At 37.4% G+C, this 21889-nt stretch carries 17 protein-coding genes; 9 read left to right on the forward strand and 8 right to left on the reverse strand.

Features of this window, described 5'->3' with window-relative positions; all coding sequences use genetic code 11:
- Positions 1–5 precede the first annotated feature (5 nt).
- Positions 6–2993: a tetratricopeptide repeat protein gene (locus ACFSKV_RS06880; protein ID WP_380801202.1), complete on the reverse strand. Its 2988-nt coding sequence runs from the start codon at positions 2991–2993 to the stop codon at positions 6–8.
- An 18-nt stretch (positions 2994–3011) separates the two neighbouring features.
- Positions 3012–4034 (reverse strand): DNA polymerase III subunit delta, encoded by a 1023-nt coding sequence (gene holA, locus ACFSKV_RS06885; RefSeq protein WP_380801203.1) that lies wholly within the window; start codon positions 4032–4034, stop codon positions 3012–3014.
- A 129-nt stretch (positions 4035–4163) separates the two neighbouring features.
- Between holA and ACFSKV_RS06890 the strand changes: the two genes are divergently transcribed.
- Positions 4164–4889: a tetratricopeptide repeat protein gene (locus ACFSKV_RS06890; RefSeq protein WP_380801204.1), complete on the forward strand. Its 726-nt coding sequence runs from the start codon at positions 4164–4166 to the stop codon at positions 4887–4889.
- On the opposite strand, the gene ACFSKV_RS06895 is transcribed toward ACFSKV_RS06890, so the two are convergent.
- Positions 4886–5728, reverse strand: coding sequence for a universal stress protein (locus ACFSKV_RS06895; protein WP_380801205.1), 843 nt, complete (start codon positions 5726–5728; stop codon positions 4886–4888). The genes ACFSKV_RS06890 and ACFSKV_RS06895 overlap by 4 nt on opposite strands.
- 12 nt (positions 5729–5740) lie before the next feature.
- Complete coding sequence (locus ACFSKV_RS06900) at positions 5741–6661, reverse strand: 2-hydroxyacid dehydrogenase (RefSeq protein WP_380801206.1); 921 nt, start codon at positions 6659–6661, stop codon at positions 5741–5743.
- 167 nt (positions 6662–6828) lie between these two features.
- Between ACFSKV_RS06900 and ACFSKV_RS06905 the strand changes: the two genes are divergently transcribed.
- The 4 genes from ACFSKV_RS06905 to ACFSKV_RS06920 all read left to right on the forward strand — a co-directional run bounded on the left by ACFSKV_RS06905 (position 6829) and on the right by ACFSKV_RS06920 (position 11016).
- Positions 6829–7680 (forward strand): DUF2911 domain-containing protein, encoded by an 852-nt coding sequence (locus tag ACFSKV_RS06905; protein ID WP_380801207.1) that lies wholly within the window; start codon positions 6829–6831, stop codon positions 7678–7680.
- A 2-nt stretch (positions 7681–7682) separates the two neighbouring features.
- Entirely contained in the window at positions 7683–8306 is a 624-nt protein-coding gene (locus tag ACFSKV_RS06910) for a CatA-like O-acetyltransferase (RefSeq protein ID WP_380801208.1), read from the forward strand.
- A gap of 178 nt (positions 8307–8484) precedes the next feature.
- Entirely contained in the window at positions 8485–10377 is a 1893-nt protein-coding gene (serA, locus tag ACFSKV_RS06915) for a phosphoglycerate dehydrogenase (protein WP_380801210.1), read from the forward strand.
- 225 nt (positions 10378–10602) lie between these two features.
- Positions 10603–11016 (forward strand): PH domain-containing protein, encoded by a 414-nt coding sequence (locus ACFSKV_RS06920; protein WP_380801211.1) that lies wholly within the window; start codon positions 10603–10605, stop codon positions 11014–11016.
- A 135-nt stretch (positions 11017–11151) separates the two neighbouring features.
- Here ACFSKV_RS06920 and ACFSKV_RS06925 read toward each other — a convergent pair whose 3' ends face one another.
- Both ACFSKV_RS06925 and ACFSKV_RS06930 read right to left on the reverse strand, forming a co-directional pair.
- Complete coding sequence (locus tag ACFSKV_RS06925; RefSeq protein ID WP_380801212.1) at positions 11152–13968, reverse strand: TonB-dependent receptor; 2817 nt, start codon at positions 13966–13968, stop codon at positions 11152–11154.
- Between the two features lie 194 nt (positions 13969–14162).
- Positions 14163–14906: a GLPGLI family protein gene (locus ACFSKV_RS06930; RefSeq protein WP_380801213.1), complete on the reverse strand. Its 744-nt coding sequence runs from the start codon at positions 14904–14906 to the stop codon at positions 14163–14165.
- A gap of 128 nt (positions 14907–15034) precedes the next feature.
- Here ACFSKV_RS06930 and ACFSKV_RS06935 point away from each other — a divergent pair, with 128 nt between their 5' ends.
- Both ACFSKV_RS06935 and ACFSKV_RS06940 read left to right on the forward strand, forming a co-directional pair.
- Positions 15035–16486, forward strand: coding sequence for a sensor histidine kinase (locus ACFSKV_RS06935; RefSeq protein ID WP_380801214.1), 1452 nt, complete (start codon positions 15035–15037; stop codon positions 16484–16486).
- Positions 16483–17166, forward strand: coding sequence for a response regulator transcription factor (locus ACFSKV_RS06940; RefSeq protein WP_380801215.1), 684 nt, complete (start codon positions 16483–16485; stop codon positions 17164–17166). The genes ACFSKV_RS06935 and ACFSKV_RS06940 overlap by 4 nt, the downstream gene beginning before the upstream one ends.
- Positions 17167–17365: 199 nt before the next feature.
- Here ACFSKV_RS06940 and ACFSKV_RS06945 read toward each other — a convergent pair whose 3' ends face one another.
- Together ACFSKV_RS06945 and ACFSKV_RS06950 are read right to left on the reverse strand one after the other, a co-directional pair.
- On the reverse strand, positions 17366–18355 hold the full coding sequence (locus ACFSKV_RS06945; protein ID WP_380801216.1) for a bile acid:sodium symporter family protein: 990 nt from the start codon (positions 18353–18355) through the stop codon (positions 17366–17368).
- 3 nt (positions 18356–18358) lie between these two features.
- Positions 18359–19120, reverse strand: a complete 762-nt coding sequence (locus tag ACFSKV_RS06950) for a TrmH family RNA methyltransferase (RefSeq protein WP_380801218.1) — start codon at positions 19118–19120, stop codon at positions 18359–18361.
- A gap of 18 nt (positions 19121–19138) precedes the next feature.
- On the opposite strand from ACFSKV_RS06950, the gene tamL reads away from it, so the two are divergent.
- Both tamL and ACFSKV_RS06960 read left to right on the forward strand, forming a co-directional pair.
- A complete protein-coding gene (tamL, locus tag ACFSKV_RS06955) occupies positions 19139–21556 on the forward strand; it encodes a translocation and assembly module lipoprotein TamL (RefSeq protein WP_380801219.1) in 2418 nt (805 codons plus the stop codon).
- A gap of 28 nt (positions 21557–21584) precedes the next feature.
- A complete protein-coding gene (locus ACFSKV_RS06960; RefSeq protein ID WP_380801220.1) occupies positions 21585–21875 on the forward strand; it encodes a hypothetical protein in 291 nt (96 codons plus the stop codon).
- Positions 21876–21889: the final 14 nt, after the last annotated feature.

Raw genomic sequence — 21889 nt, forward strand, 5'->3', positions numbered from 1 at the left:
CTGCATTATTTAATGGTAGATAATTTTTCCTGAGCCATTTTCCTGATTTCTTCGTTTGTGGCACGTTCCACTATAGATTCCAATGTAGCTTTTGCCTGGAACTGTTCCCCAAGATTGATGTAATTTTCTGCCAGAAGGATAAAAGCCCTTCCATACCAATAATCATATCCACTGTACGGTCCTGAAAAATCAAAAATTATATCATTGCTCTGTGAGTAATTTCCCTTTTTAGCTATTGACTCCGCAAGTAAAAATAATCCCTCGGCACCATGAACGGTCTTGTATTCATTGATCAAATCCCTGAATGTTTCTTCTGAATCATCAATTTTATTGGATTTTTGGAAAGCTTTCCCCTTTAATAAAAGGGCTTCCGGTATGGCATCACCTGTTACGCTTCCTACAGATATGACTTTATCTGCATAAAATATGGCAGAGTCCATACGGGAAGTTTCATAATGCGCATGCATGAGACCATTAAAAGCTTCGTATTCCTCAATCTGGTTCCTTGCATTTTTGGATGATTCTCTTAAATATGGAATGGCCTTTTGATAATTTTTATTTTCAAGTTCAATGGCTGCTATCCTTTGGACTGCCCGCATCCTTTGAGGGGAATCTTTTTCCTTGTCGATTTCATAAAAATAATCCAGTGCATTTGACTTTCTTCCGGCTCTATAATGGGAGTCACCAATAAAAAAGTTTGCCTCTGCCCTATTGGAAGCTTGAGGATAATTTTTCAGATAGGTTTCAAATGCATTAATGGCCTGTTCCCAGGAATTACTGAAATAAAGTGATTTTGCGGATTCATATTCAAGGTTTTGAAGACTACGGTTATCTGGATTTGCATTTCTGTAACCAGATAAATATTGGGAAAACTCCGCAGATCTCCCCTGAATGGCAAGGGCTTCCTGCAAACCAACCAAAGCCGCTTCCGCGTTGGAGGAGTTGGGATGTCTTTCCAAAATTCTCTTGTAATCTTCTATGGTAGCATTATAATTTTGTTGTGAAAAATTAGCTACGGCCCTTCCCTCAAGTGCAAAGGGAACAAATGGACTGTTCGGCCTACTGGATATCAGTCGGCTAAAACCATCGCTGGCTTCTGCATATCTCATCTCCTCCATGTTGATCTGTGACTTCTGAAACAATGCATCCTCCAGATAAAGACTGTTTGGATAATTGTTGATCAGCATATTCATCTGTTCAATAGCCTGGTCATTTCGGTTCTGGAAATTAAAGACCACCCCGCTCCTGAAATAGGCATAATCAATATAATTACTGTTTTCACGTATCGCTCTTTGAAAAGTATTCTGTGCATCCGTGAATTTTTTCTGTACATAATAGGTATCTCCTAACCTGATCAAAGCTTCATCATAATGTTCCAGAGGGGATGATCCGGTTTGCCTGTCCACATAGTTTTTAAATTGTGTTTCAGCCCTTGAATATTGCTCAGTATTGAATAAGGCATAACCCAAGCCATAATAAGATTTAATCAAAGTTGGGTTGTTTGGACTTGTTCTTTGGGATTGCACATTCTCATAAGCGCGTATAGCCTGAGGCAAATCTCCCTTTGAAGCAAAATTTTCCCCTTTCCAAAAATATGCATCCAATACCAGGTTCCTATCTTTTGGTTCAGATATGGATTTATCAAAAAACCTGGTCGACTGATCATATTGTTTATCTCTATAATAGACGATGGCTTGGTAGAAGGTAACTTTTTGGTATGCCTCTCTTATTCTATCGGACTTTCTGGGCATTTTTTCTATATGATCAATCGCCCTTAAATAGTTGTTGGTATTAATAAGGGCATCAGTAAGTAAACTTTCTGCTTCTTTTGCATACCTACCATTGGGATAATTTTCAAGATAACTGTCCAAAGCCGCCACTGCCTCCTGGAAACTACCCCTTTCCAGGTTTACCTTGGCATAATTGACGATCGCATCTTCTTTTAACTGGGGATTGGCATCAATCTTTGAAGCAGCATTAAAACTGGTGGAAGCAAATTGGGTATTGTTGAGTTTGATATAGGAATGGCCCAAATAATAGCTGGATACCTGACCTATTTCATCGTTTTCCACGGCTGATACCTTAAAATAGTCAGTTGCTCTCTGATAATTTTGAATCTCAAATTGAGCAATTCCTGCTTTATAAACCTGGGCCCGGCTGAGATTTCCTTTCCTAGCATTCACAAATGCATCATAATTTGCGGCAGCCCTTGTAAAATCCCTTTTTTCAAAATAGGCCTCTGCAAGGTAAAGATGGATCTCTTCTCTTTTCTCCAGGTTTTTCCTGTTGGCCAAAACAGGTTCTGCGTAGGAAATCAGTTCATCATAATAGCCTTGACGATAATAAACACCCGCCAACATATAAGGTACTTTACTGGCATAAAAAGCAGCTTTATCAGCTTCTTTGAAATCGCTTATGGCCTGCTGGTAATTGCCCTGCTCCATGGCAATGTAGCCGGCATAATAATGGGCATCTGCTTTATATTGATTTTGACTTCCTTTGACGGTATTGAAATATCTCAGGGCGTTGGCATTGTCCTTTAGCTGAAAATAGGAATAACCCGTTTTGAACTGGACATCTGCAATCTGATCGGTTTTGGATACTGCCAGTTTTACCTGTTGAAACGCAGGAATTGCCTCCCTGTAATTCCTTTTATCAAAGAAATAATTCCCCAATATATGGGCCGCATCATTGGACCTGGGATGATCAGGATGATTTTTAATAAAATAATTGACCAGATCAGAGCCTCCTGGGTTTTCAATTTTGAGGGAAGATACTGCGTAAAGAAAATCAGTCTGAACCTCCGGTTCTGTATCAAGATCCCTTTCTTTTAAACTTGCAAATTCATATTTGGAAGCACTGAACAGGTGTTTGCTAAAAAGCTCGAAATTATCATCCAGTTTTTTAATGTCATTGGTTTGGTATAAGCCCGATTGGTTATACGCCAAATTGCTGATGCTCAACAGCAAGAGCAGGATGAGGCCTTTTTTCATAGTTTAATGCTAAAATGTTTAATGCATGATTTTAAATATCATTTCCCTGAGGATCTCTGAATCCTCCATCCCTCCCGAATCCACTCCTTTAGAACGTAAATCAGCTTCTTTAATATATGCAAAACAATCAATAACCTTGCCTAAATGAAAGTTTTTTGAAGCTGCTCGGTATTCTTTTAAAAAGAAGGGATTGACTCCTATTATTTTGGCCAATTCCTGATCTCCCAGTTTTGCATTGTAATGAACCAGGGCAATTTTTGAGAAATAACTGTAAATCAGCGCAATAATTGGAATCAAAGGATGGCTCTTAGGATTTTGGGCAAAATAATGAATTATTTTATTGGCTTTGATAACATCTCTGTAACCTATCGCTTTTGTGAGTTCAAAAGTATTGTATTCTTTATTGATGCCGACAAACTTCTGAATATGGTCCTTGGTAATGGAAGTAGGCTCTGTAAAATTTATAAATATTTTACCTATTTCATTGGCCATAACTTCCAAATTATTGCCTATACTGTCAGCCAAAAAACTGGCAGTTTGGGAATCAATCCTATGACCCTGAGAGCTTACATAATTTTCTATCCAAGCAGGAAGTTGGTAATCTTTAATTTTTTCAGTATTTACAAGGATGGCCTTTTTATCAATTTCCTTTCCTAAAGGCTTCCTTCCATCCAGCTTTTTGTATTTATGGGCAAAAACCAAAATGGTACTTGGGAGTGGGTTTTGGAGGTAATTGATCAACAACTGGTCAATTTCTTCTTTTCCCAAGTTGGGGATATTCTGGGCCTCTTTGACAATCACCACCTGTCGGTCTGCCATCATGGGAAACCTTCTTGCGTTATTCAGAATAGTGTTCATCGGGGCGTCTTTCCCATATAGAACCACCTGATTGAATCCTTTCTCATGCTCAGCGATGGCATTCTTCTCAATATAATCGCTGATCTGATCTATAAAAAAAGGTTCTTCTCCCTGTAAAAAATATACAGGCGCATATTTTCCTGACTTTAGATCCTTGAGTATATCTTCCGGTTTACTTGGCATAATTGTAAATTCCCTTCAAAGATATAAAGAAAACCTGTTCCCAAAAGTCAAAGCAATTTTGGCATACACTAAATTTTAAACTTTATCCCTCCTATTTTTGTATCATAGTAGGATCAAATCAAAAGACAAATGAGTAATTTCGATATTTCCATTCAATATTTTAAAGAAGGCAAATTTCAGGAAGCTTTGGAGCAGATCAACATCTGCATAGAGGAAGAAAAAAATAACAGCGAATTTTATTTTTTCAGGGCAAGGGTCAAAAGCAGACTGGGAGATTTCCATACTTCATTGGAAGATTTTGATTACTTGATCCAATTGGAACCTTTCAACCCTACTTATATCAGTGACCGTGCAGTTGTCCTCCATCTCCTCCAAAGAAATGAGGAAGCTTTGGAGGAATTTGACAGGGCTTTGAATCTGGAACCTTCCAATCCATACCGATATTCAAGCAGGGCATATTTCAAAGACCGCATAGGTGATCTGAAAGGGGCAATAGAAGATTATGAAAAGGCGATTGAATTGGATCCCGAAGATGCCGTGGCCTATAATAATAAAGGATTGGTAGAGGAAAAGTTGGGTTATATTGAAAAATCCAAAAAAAGCTTCAAAAAAGCCGATGAGCTGGTTGGTTACAATCCCGGAAAAATGGGAAAACCGGAAATTGACCAAGATTCAAATACGGGATCTAAATTAAAAACATCATTTGTGGAAGATTCCGGTAAAGGGGCTGAAGGGCAATCTTCCCTGACTTTTTCAGATTATTTGGGAACGGTAAAAAAAGTCTTTAAAGACCAGGAAACCCGAAAAGAATTTTGGGAATTTTTGAAGTCAAGGCTAAGCGGAAATAAGCTTTAGGCTCTTTTTAAAACCAGAAGTGGCTTATTGATAAAATAGGACATCTTTCTGGAAAGGTTATGGGTAAAGATCTGTTCAAACCAGGATTTTTTCTTGCTGAGGGTCACAAGAATATCCCCTTTGGCCGTGATCAGATAATTTTCCAGTCCTAAACCTGGTTCATCCCGGTAAGATTTCAGCACATAATTGACTTTATTATATTTGATAAAAGGCTCTATTTCCTGCACCATGATTTGATGTAGTGTCTTATCAATTGTTTTTTCCCTTGAACTTACATGGACGATATCAATTTCGCTTCCATAAAATTTCGCGAGTTCCACTATCTTCTGAATGGCAATTTTGTCTTCTTCCAGGTAATCTGTTGCATAAACCAATTTGCGGGGAGGCTTAAAATAAACACGTCTTGGGATGATAAATACATCTATTTCAGACCGCTCTACCACTTTGCTGGACCTGGTCCCTATATAATTCTGTTTGAAATCATTGATACCTTCCGTTCCCATCACAATTAGGTCCGCATTGATTTCCTCTGAGTAATCCAGAATGGTTTTTACGGTTTTGCCTTCTTTGATGATCCCTTTACAGGAATTTAATCCTTTGTTAAGGCTTTCTTCTCTAACAGTATTGACCAGGTTTTCCAACTTTTTCTGAATAAAGGAATACTGATCTCCAGAATTAATATCTCCAGCAGACAGTTTTTGATAATCCTCTTTGTCAGGAACATGAAAAAGAGTAAGGTCAGCATGGTACTGTTCCCCAAGTTTTGAAGCATATTCGATTGCGTTCAAAGAACATTCTGAAAAATCAGTGGGACAAAGAATCTTAAAATTATTGGCCATAAAATGTGAGGTTTAATATCCCTTATTTCTATCTATTTCATTGAGCAACTTCATATTGCTTTTCATCCTGTGATAATTTTCGACTATCTGAGGTGAGGCAGCTTCAGGATTGGTCACACTGGCAATATGAGGTGTAATTGTAATTTCTTCCTTCAACCAAAAAGGATGGGATTCAGGAAGGGGTTCATTTTGAAAAACATCCAGCAGTGCACCTGAAATTAAGCCCTCTTCAATTGCCAACAATAAATCCTCTTCAATCAGGTGCTTTCCTCTGGCTACATTGATCAAATAAGTTCCCTTATTACATTTCCTGAATAGATCCATATTTAGAATTCCCTCAGTTTCTTTGGTCAAGGGGAGCATACATACCAAAACATTGATAGCTTTGAGGAACTCCTCAGTCTGACTTTTATCAAAATATGGATAATCCAATCCTGTTTTGGGGGAATTCCCCAAACCTACCACTTCAATCCCCATGTATGAGAGTTTTTCAATCACATCCCCGCCTAATTCACCAGATCCCATGACTCCTACCCTGACGGCAATTTCCGGATTGGACATATCCCAAACCTTACGGTTCTTATCTTTTAAATACCTAAAAATCTGTCTATGGAAGTTCAACACCCCCATGATTACATAATTGGTCATGGAAAAGGTAAGCTTTTCATCGACTATTCTTGTAATGGGCAAATGGCCGGGAATATTTTTGTCAGTCAAAATATGGTCCACACCTGCTCCCATAGAGCAAATAAGTTTCAAATTTGGAAAGCTATCCAAAATACCATGAGGGTGTTGCCAAAGAATGACAGCTTGAACATCTTCGGTATCTTTTATTTCAGGGAATACCTGAACTTTAATGTTCTTATCTATTTTTGTTATATTTTCGACCCAAATAGAAACATCTCTTCCTGGGGAAATAATGGCGATACCCATGGCAGTCTTTTATGGTAAGCATAAAACAATTCAAACAACATGTTGAAATACTACCCCGTTAAAAGTAAGTCATCATGTAACCTTTACACCTAACAAAATTAAAGGAATGAATTAAAATTCAAAAAAAAACACAATTAATATCGTAAAAATCATAACAAAATTAAAATATGAAAAGCAAAGCAAAATTATTAATCCTATTTGTAGTATTTATTTGCTTCGGAGGAGTAAATGCACAACAGATTCAGATGCCACAGGCCAGCCCGGCTGCCCAGATTAGTCAAAAGGTTGGTTTAACAGATGTGATTGTGGAATATAGCCGTCCAAGCATGCGCGGCAGGAAGATTTTTGGTGAACTGGTGCCTTACGGAGAAGTTTGGAGAACTGGGGCAAATGCCGCTACTATTCTCACTTTCTCTACAGAGGTGAAAATTGAAGGAAATGCCATACCTGCAGGATCTTATGCCCTTTATTCCATACCTGGAAAAACAGAATGGACCATGATTCTTTCCAGCAATACAAAACTCTGGGGTGCAGTGGGATATAGTGATGCGGATGATGTTTTGCGTTTCAAAGTGAAGCCAGGCAAAACCGGACAGAAATATGAGACCATGGAAATCAATTTTGTCGATATAACTGATACAGGTACATCCATAGCGCTGAAATGGGAAACCACTAGGGTTAAATTCAGAATTGAGACAGAAGTAGATGGTATTGTAATGGCCCAGATCAAAGAACTTGTCATTGACCAGCAACCCCAGAATCCAGGATTATATTACCAGGCTGCCAACTATTATTATACCAATAATAAAGACATGAACCAGGCCTATGAATGGATTGTAAAATCAGTCAATGATGACCCAAAATACTGGACCATGCACCTGAAAGCAAAAATTGAACTTGCTTTGGGCAAGAAAAAAGAGGCGATTGAAAGTGCTACCAAATCCATGGAAATGGCAAGGGAAGCAAAAAATCCGGATTATGTAGGTTTAAATGAAAGATTGATCAAATCCATCAAATAAATATGTACAAAATTCTTGATATGGAAAAGTGGTCTAGAAAGGACCACTTTTCTTTTTTCTCAAAATTTGAGGAACCCTTTTTTGGAATCACAGCTCAAGTAAATTGTAGCAAAGCCTATGATTTATGTAAAGAAAATGGTTTTTCATTTTTCCTATATTACCTCCATGCTTCCCTTTTCGCAGCCAATAAAATTGAAAATTTCAGATTTAGAATTCAAGGACAGGATGTGATCATTTATGATAGGATCAATGCTTCTCCTACTATTAACCGAGAAGATGGCACATTTGGATTTTCATACATGGATTTTTACGAAGATTTTGAAAAATTTCAAAAAGAAGCTAAAAAAGAAATAGAACGAGTGAGAAATACAACAGGATTAATTCCAGCCATGAAGGGAGAAAATGTAATACATTTTTCTGCTGTACCTTGGATTAACTTTTCTTCAATTTCTCATGCCCGAAGTTTTTCTTTTCCTGATTCCTGTCCAAAGATATCTTTTGGGAAAGTGATAGAATCTGTAGGGAACAAGCATATGTCTGTTTCCGTCCATGTGCATCATGCTTTAATGGACGGGTATCATGTCGGAAAGTTTTTGGAAGAACTCCAGAACTTACTGAACAGATAAGCAATAGTTAAACACTTGAAATGAAAATCATGGATTAGATAATTTGGGTTTAAATGCAATACAATCGATTTCCTTTCTTAAGTGCCAAAAATCACAAAATCATTTTAGTAAAAAAAGGGTTTAATTTTTAATAATATTATAATTTTGAGGGAATAATGCCAAAACTTCAACAATAGTAATGCCCAGTAACAAGAAATTCATTATTGATTTTGACAGTACTTTTACCCAAGTGGAAGCCTTGGATGTGCTTGGAGAAATAACCCTGAAGGATGATCCCAAAAAAGAGGACAAATTGCAGGCCATCAAAGACATCACCGATATGGGTATGGACGGTTCCCTTAATTTCAGAGAGAGTCTGGAAAGGAGGTTGGACATACTCCGCCCCAATAAAAATCAGATCACCGAATTGATCCATGCCTTAAAACCAAAAGTTTCCAAATCTTTCAGGAGAAATAAGGAATTCCTGGAGGAACATGCAGATGATATCATCATCATTTCCAATGGGTTTAAAGACTTCATCGCTCCTATAGTTGCTGATTATGGGATCAAAACGGACAATGTTTTTGCCAATGATTTCATTTACGATGATTCAGGAAAAGTGATAGATTTCAATAGGGAGAATGTACTTTCAAGAAACGGTGGCAAATCAGAAACCATCAAAAGGCTAAATTTACAGGGAGATATTTATGTGATTGGTGATGGATATACTGACTATGAAATCAAAGCAGCCGGATTGGCCAATAAATTCTATGCCTTTACCGAAAATGTGAAAAGGGCAAAAGTAACTTCCAAAGCAGACCATATTGCACCTAGTTTAGATGAAATCCTTTATGTCAACAAAATGAACAAAAAATATTCCTACCCAAAAAGCCGTATCAATGTCTTATTGCTCGAAAATGTTCATCCTGTAGGAGTGGAACTGATGAGGCACGAAGGATATAATGTTGAAGTGGTCACTTCGGCCTTAAGTGAAGACGAACTGGCTGAAAAGATTAAAAATGTGAGCATTCTGGGTATCCGCTCCAAGACCAATGTGACAAAAAAAGTATTGGATAATGCCAACCGCTTAATTTCAATTGGTGCTTTTTGTATAGGTACAAACCAGATTGATCTAGAAACCTGTACTGAAAAAGGGATCGCAGTATTTAACGCACCTTTCAGCAACACCCGCTCCGTGGTTGAAATGGCCATTGCGGAGATTATTTTTCTGATGAGGAATTTCCATGATAAAAGCCATGGCATGCATCAAGGCAAATGGGATAAATCAGCCACGGGAAGCTTTGAAATCAGGGGTAAAAAACTGGGTATTATAGGTTACGGTAATATAGGTGCCCAATTGTCCGTATTGGCAGAAAACATGGGAATGGATGTCTATTACTATGATATTATTGAAAAACTAGCGCTGGGCAACGCGACCAAATTAAGTTCTCTGGATGAACTCCTTGCAACCTGTGATGTGATCTCACTCCATGTGGACGGTAGAAAGGATAATAAAAACCTGATAGATGCCGGTAAAATTGGACTGATGAAAAAGGGATCTTATTTGCTCAATCTCAGCAGGGGACATGTGGTGGATATCAAAGCTTTGAAAACTGCATTGGATTCTGGTCATATTTCCGGTGCCGCAGTAGATGTATTCCCCGAAGAACCCAAAAACAATGATGAACCCTTTGTGTCCGAATTGATAGGAAGTCGAAACACCATTTTAACGCCCCATATCGGCGGTTCCACTTCTGAAGCCCAGGTCAATATCGCTCAGTTTGTACCGGGAAAAATCATGGAATATATCAATACAGGAAACACCTACAATTCAGTCAATTTCCCAAACATACAATTGCCGTTTTTAAAGGATGCCCATAGGTTGATACATATACACCAAAATGAACCTGGGGTATTGGCAAAAATTAACCAGTGCCTGGCCAAACACGAAATCAATATTGTTGGGCAGTATCTGAAAACGAATGAAAAAATCGGCTATGTAATTACGGATATTGATAAGGCCTATTCTCCTGAAGTAATAGATTCCATGAGGACTATTCCTGGAACTATCAGATTCAGGGTTTTATATTGAAAAGAATTTAAAAGCTTAGAATACTTTTTTCTTAATGATAGATTAAGTTTAAAAAGGTATTTGATGGAATAAAATATTATATAGAAAAGGTAAAAAAGGCGGTAATTTAATTACTGCCTTTTTATTTTTTTGACAACTAAAGATTTTTCTCTAATTTTTATCATGCATTTATGCTGATAATTTAAAAACGTATTTTCTCAATTCTTAAACCAAAAAATTTTTAATATGAAGAAGTTTCAATCTAAAAAAGGAAAACTGTTTCAAGGATTGTTGGGAACAATAACAGGATTATTTATTTACAGTCTCATTTCTGATAAGTTTACCTGGCCCTTTAGTCTCCTTATATTGATTCCTATTTCTTTGATGATTTGGATTTATTTTAACACTTATTATGTCCTCCAAAATAACCTTTTAAAATACCGCTCAGGTTTTTTAAATGGGGAAATTGACATCGCAAAAATAAATGAAATCCATCCGGATAAGACTTTATGGTATGGTCTGAAACCAGCCCTTGCCCAAAAGGGCATCATTATCAAATACCACAAGTTTGACGAAATATATATTGCGCCTGAAAATAATGAAAAATTCATCGAAGAACTCCTGAAAATCAATCCCTCTATTTTGGTGAACAAACTATAAGTACTCTTAAAATATTTTGATAAAAATTACAGGATATTAACATCCCGGAAGTAAATCCCAAATCCTTAATTTTCTCTGATTTCCATCAAGGAAAAGTGGACCTATTCCTTCGATGAGAAAAACTTGGATCAATTATCAATTCCCCATCCTAAACATCCTTACTCCTCCCCCAGGTCTTCCCATATTGTTCATTGGATTGAGGTTGTTGTTGAGTTTATATGTGAAACTCAACAGAATAAATTTCCCAAGGTTATTAGTAACTGTTTGTTCGATAAAATTGACATCCGCTCTTTGGGAAACTCCAACATTCTGATCCAAAAGATTTTGTCCGGAAAGTCTGATTTCTCCTTTCCGGTTCTTTAAGACAAAACGGCTGATATAGAGATTCAGTAAGGGAATGGTTTCATTAAAGTCTGTAGTTTCACTTCTGTAAATCAAATAGTTGAAAGAGCCACCAAAAGTATAATATTTAAGGAAGTTGATATTCAGTTCAGAAGTATAGCTTTGATTGAAGAAAAGTTGGTTTTGTTGCGGGTTAAAATCATAAGCAGTTCGCTGCCGGCTCCAATTCCCAGATAGCCCCACATTCACAAATTCTTTCCAATTATAATCATATCTCAAATTTCCACCGAAATTGGAAATTTTGATCATGTCTTCTACTTCGTTGATCAAATTGAGCCCTTGGTTATACATCAGGTTAGGACCAAAATTCACCCTGCTTTTTATAACATTGATCGGAAATCCCAAATTAATTGTACCCATGGCCATGATATTTTCTTTAACATTGACTGGAACAATAGTTCTGACCTGTCTTTCGTCTATACTTTGGGAATTGCCGATGGCATTACGGGTATAATTGAAATTGGCATTGGCAAAAAGACTGATGAATTTTCCAAGGTCAAAACTATTATAGTTTACCCGCCAATTGTGTAAAAAAGCAGGCCTTAATTCAGGATTTCCAATATATAGGTTCAAAGGATCAGAATTATTGATCACCGGTTGCAACTGTTCAATGGTCGGTTCGGTCACCGAGGTGACATAATCAAAGGAGAGGTTTTTAGTGTTACTGAAGCTGTAATTAAACCTTAAACTGGGGAGGAGGTTTTCAAACCTATTTTTGATTGAAACCTCATCCAGCAATAACTCTCCATTCAATCGGGTGGCCTGTAGGGAAAGCCCAGCCACCACATTATATTTTGAAGCATTGTAACTTATATTGGCACCTGGTCTGTGGTAGGTATATAAACTTGTGTATCTATTACTTAAAGGTTGGTTGAACGAAAGATTTTCTCCTTCCACATCGTAAACTTCTCTATTTACCTTATTATGGTTTTGCCTGAAATTATATACAAGTTCCAGATACTTTCTTCCGCCCAATGGTTCTGTATAGGATATATTTGTGCCATAATTCAAGGCGCTGTTGTTCTGATAATTTTGCTGGTTGATAATTTCCTGGCTTGGATTTTCTCCAAAAAACTCATTGACAGCATTCAGACTTCCTTCGAAATCACTTTCATTGTACCCAATGTTCACATTTGCAGACCAGGTTCTACCCGGCTTTGCAAATCTATGCCTGAATAAGAACTCTGAATTGATATTGTAACTGTCACCTACATTTATATTTGTTCTTTCTCCCTTGTTCAAAAGATTACCGTTCAAATCTTGATTGCTAGAAACACTGTTCAAAACCCTATCAGAATGGATAAAGTTGGCATTATTGCTTGAGCGGAATGAATTTAGGGAATCAATTTTATGGTCTAAAATCAAATTAAGTCTGTGGTTGGCATTCAGATTATCCTGTTTGCTGAATTCATTGAAATTGAAATCCGCGCCGGGGAAAAAATTCAACCTGTCTGTATTTTGGGTTATCTGATGGTCCAAAAGGTTGAAAAAATAACTACTTGTCATTTTAGTCTTTTTGTTGAATTCACGGTTAAGATTTGCACCAAACCCATGACTATTCATTAGGCCATTTATCCTTTGACCGGTATTCAAGGGGATACTATTTTGATTGCCTGAGCCTCCAATGACTATCCTAACCTGACCATTAGCCTGCGTAAAGCTTTGCATTCCCCCATTGAAATTGATATAATCATCAATTGAGAACCCCTGTTCATTGGTATTATTTGACATTCCCAAAAATGAAAGCTGTTGTTTTTCGGAAAAATTATTGACATTTCCTTTAAGGCTATATCGGTTTTCAGTACCTGCTCCACCATTCAAATTACCGAAATATCCTTTTTTATGGCTTTCTTTTAGCTGAAGGTTGATGGTTTTTTCCCTATTCCCATCATCTATTCCAGTAAATTGGGATTGGTCGGATTTTCGGTCTAGAATCTGTACTTTGTCAATGGCTTCAGCCAAAAGGTTTTTGGTTGCCAGTTTGGGGTCTGTTCCGAAAAATTCTTTTCCATCCACCAAAACCCTTCTTACTGTTTCTCCTTGGGCCTTAATGTTCCCATCTGCATCTATTTCCACCCCTGGTAACCTTTTAAGAAGGTCTTCCACATTGGCATTTGGTTGGGTTTTGAAAGCTTCAGCATGAAATTCGATGGTATCTTTTTTGATGGTGACAGGAGGAATAGCTTCGACCACAAATTCATCTAAATCTGCTGTAGATTCTTTTAGCGTGATTTTGCCCATGTTCAAAAAATCAGCACCAACCGGACTTTTAATTTCTTGCATATAGGATTGAAAGCCTGTAAAGGAAATTTGCAAAATTAGGTTTTCTTCCCTAAGGTTTTTTATTTCAAAATTTCCTTGGGGATTACTTACTCCAAATGTAAGCAGCGTGGAGTCATTTGGGTCCAATAAAGTAATGGTAGCAGATGGCAGTAAATTACCATTCTCATCCTGAACTGATCCCGACAAAGTCCATCTTTTACTTGGGATTTGACCTTGGACACTGGAATACAAAACAAGACTGATCAAAAAAAATATATATTTTTTCATGACTTGATAAAACTGTGGTTTTTGAGAAGTGGAAGGTTTGAAAATCAAGTTTTTAGACCTCAGGGCTGATAAAAAACAATTCCTGACACTTTGCGCTCATTTTCTAGTCTTTGGTATCCTATTAATATATTCTTGAATCTTGATTCTTGGTTCTTGTATCTCGCTTGTAATTTCTCGATTCTCGTCTCTCATGTCTAATTCCTTATCATCATCCTAAATCCTCCTCCAGACCCTTGGCCCCCCATTTTTTCCATTTGTTCTTCCACCATTGCCCGGTATTCTTCATCGGTTACCTCCTGGCCTCCTTTGGGTAATTTAAGTTCATTCTTTTTTAATGCTCTAAGGTCAATTTTATCAGCAAAAATGACCATGTCATCTTTATTAATGGCTACTTCAAGAATAAGTCCTGGAAGGCCATGATATGTTTCAGGTCCGATGGGAAGCCTGATTTCCTCGGTATACCAAGCCATAACTTCCCTTTCACTTTCATCTGTAAAGAATGCATTCTTGCATAGATATCCCTGGATTTCTTTGGTCTCATCCCCAAGTTTCCATGGCAGGCGATTGCTTTCCTTTTTGATGATATACTTCTTTCCCATAAATTCCTTCAACTGGGTAAACATATCCTCATCTCTATTCAAATAGGTTTCATTTTGTAGCACCATACGCATGACTCTTGGTCCATCATTTCCCGGCCCCTGATCAAATGGGTTTTCATCAGGAGGTACTGGTTTAAAAAGACTTTCTGTTTGGTTAAAAATCAACTGGCTTTGAGTAGTTGAAAATTCAGGAATCATTTTTTTCATTTCTTCCTGCTCAGCAGGAATCCGTTTGTGCATATTGACTTTGGTTGAATATGTAATTACTCCCTGGTCAAATTGCTCGGAAATAAAAGCCCAGGAGGCACAAACAAACATGGCTAATAGGTATTTTCTCATGGTTATTTAATTTTGATGATCCAAAGGTAGGGGGACAAATTTTCAAAGCAGGTTAATCAACCTGAATACAAGGTTAATTAAGGTTAATGGATTGCCCAAAGCCTATAAAAACAAAATATATTTGCTGTATGCAAAATAAAAACAAACTGTATCTCTTGCTGATGACAGGAAGTATTTTGGTACTTGTCCTGGTACAGTTTTTTTGGTTGTCCTCTGTGTATAAGGATTACAAAAACAGCCTCAAGCAGGAAACCAGGCTGCTATTTGCAACAACAGTAACCGGATTGTTGGACTCTTTGGTTTTAAAGGAATTAAAACCTATGTTTATTCCTGGTATTCCGGACACTGTATTTTTAAATCAGAAAATAAACAACTTTTCCTTTCAGGATTCTTCAAAAACTATTCGGATTGAAGTAAGAAGAGAAGAAATCAAAGGAGATTCGGTCCATGGAAAAGATCGGGAAATCCGGGTGTTCACGGCTGGGGATGAATTTTTAGGTGATTCAGTCCGTACCATTTTCAGACCCATCATTCAGGGTATTGACAGTCTTAAATGGGAAAACAGATTCACTTTTAGTTTGGACAGACAATCCCTGGATCCCGAACAGGTTGAAAAAAAATTCAATGAGATTTTAGCTTCCACCAACTATCCTTTACAGGCCAGGGTCAAAAGATATGATTTGGGACAGGGTTCCATGACAATTCCGGATGGTGCCATTTCTCTGGAGGAAATCAGAATACCTTTTGGAACAAGGATCATTGGATACATTGAATCCTATCAGGGATTTCTAATTCAAAAGATGTTCCTACCCATGCTATTTGCCTTGTTGGTCGTTCTCTTGATCTCATGGTCTATGTTGGCTATGTACAGGAACATGCTCAAGCAACAACGCTTGAATCTTTTAAAAAACGATATTATCAGCAATATCACCCATGAACTTAAAACTCCCGTTTCCACAGTAGCCATTGTGTTGGAATCCTTGGAAAATTTCGGTGCAAATGAAAAATCAGAAACAAGGAAAGAATACATTCAAATAGCCAAAAATGAGTTAAAAAGATTGACTGCAATGGCTGATAATATTTTGAAATCCAGCGTATTGGAAAAAGGGTCAAATTTAAGTATAGAGGTATTGGATTTAGATTTCCTTTTGGAAGACAAAATACAATCTTTTAAACCAGTCCTGGTAGCTCAGGATTTTGATTTCCATTACCTTAAACAAGGTAATGATTTTAAGATAAAAGGAGATAAGGAGCAACTTGGTCTTGTCATTTTCAATTTGTTGGATAATGCGGTAAAGTATAGTAAAGAGGAAAAAAATATTGAAATCAGCCTTCAAGAAAAGGAAAATAAAATCAGTTTAGTGATTAAGGACAAGGGAATAGGAATTCCTGAATCCTTTCAAAAAGAGATTTTTGAAAAATTTATACGGGTTCCCCAACAGGATCATCATGATGTAAAAGGATATGGGTTGGGACTGGCTCAGGTAGCGGCAATAGTCCGTGCCCATCATGGCAAAATATCCCTTGAATCGCAAGTTGGAAAAGGCTCTACATTTACCGTTCAATTTCAGAAAGCATGACCAGGATATTGTATGTTGAGGATGAACCTGCTTTGGGAAAAATTGTAAAAGAAAGCCTTCAAAGCAGGAATTATGAAATAATAATGTCAGAAGATGGCTTTTCTGCGGTTAATTTATTCAAGCAATCAAACCCTGATATCTGCGTTTTGGACATCATGTTGCCTAAAATGGATGGGTATACTTTAGCTAAGGAAATCAGGAAATTATCACCCCAAATACCTATAATTTTTCTAACTGCAAAAAGTCAGGTAGAAGATGTGGTCAAAGGATTCCAAACAGGAGGAAATGATTATTTAAAGAAGCCTTTCAGTTTGGAAGAATTAATTGTAAGGATAGAAAATTTGCTGGCCTTGACCAAAGGTCAAAAAATACAGAATAAGTCAGAAATTCAGTTTGGCAAATATAAATTTTATCCTTCCCGTTTTGAGCTTCATGGTCCAAATGAAGAAACCAAACGTCTTTCCCATAAGGAAGCTGGGATTTTGGCCCTGTTATTGGAAAATACCAATCGGACAACTGAGAGAAAAGATATATTAATGGCTTTTTGGGGAGATGACAGTTATTTCAATTCCCGCAACCTGGATGTTTATATCACCAAATTGCGGGATTACCTCAAAGCTGATCCTAATATTCAGATCATTACGATTAAAGGGATAGGATATTATTTTTCCGTTTCCTGAGGTTTGGTTTTTGATTTTTGATTTTAGATCTAAGATTTTAGATCTAAGATTTGAGATTTTAGATTTTTGATTTTAGATTTTGGAGCTTGAGTTTTGGATTTTGGGTTTTGGAGCTTGAGTTTTGGGTTTTGAGTTTTGAGTTTTGGAGCGTGAGTTTTGGATTTTGATAATTGGTAATTGGTAATTGATAATTGATAATTTACCCCCCCTTCTTCTCCCCCATGCTTTGCGCCAAAGCCGATCCTGCCATCAATTGCAGGGCATGGTAAACCATCAATGGCAAAAGAATTATACCAAAGACTACAGGGTCAGGAAACATCACCCTTCCCATGACAGCCCCTTGGACCAAAGATTTTTTACTGCCACAGAACATTACTGTAATGGTATCTGCCCTTGAAAACTTTAGTCCTCTGGAAATATAATACATCAAGGCTAACATCAACCCAAAAAAGGCCAACATGAAGGTTCCCAAAACCATCAATTCCCAGGTGTTATACCCTGCGAACATATCCTCTGCAAAGGATTCGGCAAAGGCTGTAAACACAATCAAAAGAATTATTCCCTGGTCAAAATTCTTAAGGGCAGTCTGATGCTTATTTACAAATCCAATCAATCTAGCATGAAGGAAAAGTCCAATAATTACCGGAAAAAGGACCTGTAAACTAAGTTTGATGAAAGTATCTGTCAAGTCAAAAGAAACTGCTGTTTCAGGAAGCATTACATCCATCCAAACTGGGGTAATAAAAATACCCACCATGCTTGATATACTGGCATTGAAAATGGCTGCAGGCAGATTTCCCCCTGCTATGGAAACCATGACCACCGAGGAAGATACTGTAGAGGGCAATGCCGCCAAATAAAAAGTTCCTAACCAGAGGTAATTGCCTTCTTCTCCAAAAAGAGCATAAAAAAACAACACCACCAGAGGGAAAACAAGAAATGTGGTAGACTGAACAACAAGATGTAATTTCCAGTTTAATAGCCCTTCTTTTAGTTTTTGAGGACTTAATTTCACCCCATAGAAAAAGAAAATAAAAGAAATCCCTGCCCCGGTAATGGCTTTTAAAGGAAGCGGACTATCAGCTGTCCCCCAGTATGGGAAAAACTTGGCCAAAAAAATCATGGCAATTAAAAGAAAGAAAAATGTATTCAGCCCGGCTTTTTTGAGTGTATCCCTTATACTGGCCATGTCTTAATTCTTTTGTCTTAAATAAGTCCCTCTTCTCACATTATCGCAAAAAATAGAAGTAGCAATCGCTACGTTCAAAGACTCGGCATGTCCAAATCGGGGAATTGAAATTCGATGCAGAATAAGCTTTTCCACCTCCTGCGAAATACCATTGGATTCATTACCCATGACTATAATCCCACCTGTTCCAAAATCCGTATTGTAAATGACTTCTCCCTGTAAAAATGCTCCGAAAACAGGCAAATCAATCTCAGCCAAATAAGAAGCCAAATCAGTGTAATAAAAACTTAATCTCGTAAAACTTCCCATACTGGCATGGAGTACTTTTGGATTGTAAATATCCGCAGACTCTTGGGAAAGCAATAATTTATTTATGCCGTACCAATCCGCAATCCTGATAATGGTACCCAAATTTCCCGGATCCCTTACATCATCCAGGGCAATCACCCATTCATTTGACTTGGGTTCAATATCCTGATTGACTTTTATTTTGCCCACGGCCAGTGCGCTGTCATTGGATTGGAAGGTTCCCACGGATTCCAGTGTTTTTTGATTGACCTCATATTTCTCCCCTTTAAAGCTTAAAACTGCACTCGGGTTCTCCTCAGCAAACTTTGGTGTAAATAAAAGTAAGCTAATTTCGAAATCTGATGACAACAATTCCGTTACATTTTTACTTCCTTCGACAAAAAAAGCCTGTTCTTGCTTTCGGAATTTTTTCTGTTGCAAGGATTTAATAAACTTAAGCGTATTTTTGCTTAACATTCGGATAATTGCGTAGAAGTGAATAAGTCCAAATATATAAACTTTCTTTTTCTGCTTATTTTAATTTCTTCCTGTTCTTTGACCAAAGGGCTCAAAGAAAATGAATATTTACTTTACAGTGTTGATGTCAAAGGTAATGATAGAACAGGCAAATCTGAACTTTTAGATGTAGTCCAACAAACTCCCAATACCAGAATTCCCTTATTGAACACCTCTATTGGCATATCCCTCTATAGATTTGGAAAATGGACTTTTGACAGTATGAAATATGTCAATAAAAAAGAGGCTATCCTTGCGGAGAGAACAAAATTAATCCAAAAGGAATTGGAAGGACAGGGGTTGACCAAAAAGGAAAAAAAGAGATTCGACAAACTCAGCAGTAATCTCACATCTGTTGAAAAAACACTGGAATATGGCAATTTTTTTATGAGAACGGGAAATCCCAGGGTGATATTTGATAGCTTGAGTACAGTAGAAAGCAGCAAACAGATTACTTATTATCTTATAAACCAGGGTTATTTTGATGCTGAGACTAGCTTTGAGGTTGAAAAAAAAAGGAAAAAAGCCTGGGTCAAATATTTTGTCGTAGAGAATAGTCCCTACCAGGTGGATTCATTTTATACCAGATCAGATGATCAAAACATATATGAACTTTTATTAAAAAATGAAAGAAGGTCAAATATAAAAGTAAAGCAAAACTATAATCAAAGTGCAATAAGTAGGGAACGACAAAGAGTGGAAGATGTTTTGAAAGACAATGGCTATTACACTTTTTCAAAGTCCTACATTGAATATAATGTATATAAAGACACCTTAGAGAAAAATGTTAAAATTGAACAGCTGATCCGAAAACCTGTCTATGGGGATTTTCATCAGGTATACAGGTTGGATTCTGTACACTTCTTTATTGATCCACCCACCAATGAAACATTGGATGAAGACATCAAGACAACTTTTCGTGATATTGACTTCTCCATCTATAAGGACAGGTATTCTGAAAAAATCATTGCCTCAAGAATATTCCTCAATAAAGGGGAATTATATAGCCGGAGAGATGTAATAGAAACCCAAAGGCAATTGGCAAATCTTGATTTATTCCGTTTTGTAAATATTGCATTTGATACACTTGGGGATGTACTTAGGCCAAAAATATATACACAACCAGGACAGAAATATCAAATTACCAATCAAGTCGGAGCAAGTATCACCGAACAATTACCAGGTCCTTTTTTCAGCCATTCTTTGAGGAACAGAAATCTGTTTAGAGGAGCAGAAGTGTTTGAATTTTTCTTTAGGGCCGGGCTTGAGGGAGTTGTATCCGCTACAGGTGAAGGTGGGGTTTTTAGAAGCCGTGAGTTAAATACTTCTGCATCTGTCATTTTCCCACGTTTCCTTTTTCCAATTGGGAAAAACTCTCTCCAAAAATTTGGCCGTTACAACCCGAATACAAGGACTTTGATAGGATACAATTATGTCAACCGACCGGAATACATCAGGGAAAGTGTGAACGGCATCATTGCCTATAATTGGAACACAAGAAATTTAAAACAACAATACGCCTTCAATGTATTGGATGCCAATTTCATCAGGTCAAACCTGAGCAATGATTTCAGGACCTTACTGGAAGATCTTCAGAATCAGGGAAATAACCTGATCAATTCATTCCTTCCCTCCTATGTCAGCAGTATTTCAGGCCAGGTCATCATCAATTTCAATCAATATGGTGCCTCCCAAAAAAACAGGGCCTCCTTATGGAGGATTTTCATGGAAAGTGGTGGTACTACGCTTAATTTTTTGAATGAAAGTGTCATTGCTGAAAGAAATCTGGCCTATTTTCAATTTCTAAAATTCCAATCCGATTTCAGGAGATATATCCCCCTTTCCAGAAACCAAACCTTTGCTTTTCGTTTTAACTTAGGAATGGCAAAGCCCTATGGAATCAGTGATGGGGTATTGCCTTACGAAAAATACTTCTTTGCAGGTGGTAGTACTGGTATCAGGGCATGGCAACCACGGCGTTTGGGCCCGGGTTCCAATACGCCTGATACCTTTGAAGACGGTACATTCGATTATAGGTTTGAACAACCTGCAGACATTTTATTTGAAGGAATGTTTGAACTACGGTCAAAACTTTATGGTTATTTTGATGGGGCATTTTTCATTGATTTGGGCAACAGCTGGACCTTCAAAGAAGATCTGGCAAGGCCTGGAGCAAATTTTGAATTCAACAGGTTTTATAAAGAAATCGCCATAGGAACGGGGCTTGGATTAAGGATGGATTTTGATTTCCTTGTTCTTCGTCTTGATATGGGCGTGAAAGCAGTGGATCCGGCAAGGCCTCTGGGAGAAAGATTTATTCTGGATAAATTTTTCCAGAGTTTCTTAGGAGAAAGAGGTCAGACCGTATTCAATATAGGAATTGGTTATCCTTTCTAAATCAGATTTTCAATAAATTCTTCAAGATATGGACTTCAATGAATTTGTTTCAACTTTAAAAAATGAACATCCTCCCCAAGGCATTCCCAGACAGTTGGAGGCCTTATGGCATGATGGCAAAGGAAACTGGAAAAAAGCACATGACATTGCGGATGGACCTTCCGACCTGCTTTCATCCAGGGTCCATGCCTATTTGCACAGAAAGGAAGGTGATATATGGAATGCCGATTATTGGTACAAAAGGGCTTCAGAACCTAGGCCTAATATCAGTTTGGAGCAGGAATGGGAAATGTTGGTCAAAAGGATACTGAAAGTTTAAATCCAAACCAATTC

This window comes from Shivajiella indica (assembly GCF_042683085.1).
GTDB classification, from domain to species: Bacteria; Bacteroidota; Bacteroidia; order Cytophagales; family Cyclobacteriaceae; genus Shivajiella; species Shivajiella indica.

Coding starts and splice junctions, on each gene's coding strand:
- ACFSKV_RS06880 (WP_380801202.1), bottom strand. CDS start 2,993: ATGAAAAAAGGCCTCATCCTGCTCTTGCTGTTGAGCATCAGCAATTTG.
- holA (WP_380801203.1), bottom strand. CDS start 4,034: ATGCCAAGTAAACCGGAAGATATACTCAAGGATCTAAAGTCAGGAAAA.
- ACFSKV_RS06890 (WP_380801204.1), top strand. CDS start 4,164: ATGAGTAATTTCGATATTTCCATTCAATATTTTAAAGAAGGCAAATTT.
- ACFSKV_RS06895 (WP_380801205.1), bottom strand. CDS start 5,728: ATGGCCAATAATTTTAAGATTCTTTGTCCCACTGATTTTTCAGAATGT.
- ACFSKV_RS06900 (WP_380801206.1), bottom strand. CDS start 6,661: ATGGGTATCGCCATTATTTCCCCAGGAAGAGATGTTTCTATTTGGGTC.
- ACFSKV_RS06905 (WP_380801207.1), top strand. CDS start 6,829: ATGAAAAGCAAAGCAAAATTATTAATCCTATTTGTAGTATTTATTTGC.
- ACFSKV_RS06910 (WP_380801208.1), top strand. CDS start 7,683: ATGTACAAAATTCTTGATATGGAAAAGTGGTCTAGAAAGGACCACTTT.
- serA (WP_380801210.1), top strand. CDS start 8,485: ATGCCCAGTAACAAGAAATTCATTATTGATTTTGACAGTACTTTTACC.
- ACFSKV_RS06920 (WP_380801211.1), top strand. CDS start 10,603: ATGAAGAAGTTTCAATCTAAAAAAGGAAAACTGTTTCAAGGATTGTTG.
- ACFSKV_RS06925 (WP_380801212.1), bottom strand. CDS start 13,968: ATGAAAAAATATATATTTTTTTTGATCAGTCTTGTTTTGTATTCCAGT.
- ACFSKV_RS06930 (WP_380801213.1), bottom strand. CDS start 14,906: ATGAGAAAATACCTATTAGCCATGTTTGTTTGTGCCTCCTGGGCTTTT.
- ACFSKV_RS06935 (WP_380801214.1), top strand. CDS start 15,035: ATGCAAAATAAAAACAAACTGTATCTCTTGCTGATGACAGGAAGTATT.
- ACFSKV_RS06940 (WP_380801215.1), top strand. CDS start 16,483: ATGACCAGGATATTGTATGTTGAGGATGAACCTGCTTTGGGAAAAATT.
- ACFSKV_RS06945 (WP_380801216.1), bottom strand. CDS start 18,355: ATGGCCAGTATAAGGGATACACTCAAAAAAGCCGGGCTGAATACATTT.
- ACFSKV_RS06950 (WP_380801218.1), bottom strand. CDS start 19,120: ATGTTAAGCAAAAATACGCTTAAGTTTATTAAATCCTTGCAACAGAAA.
- ACFSKV_RS06960 (WP_380801220.1), top strand. CDS start 21,585: ATGGACTTCAATGAATTTGTTTCAACTTTAAAAAATGAACATCCTCCC.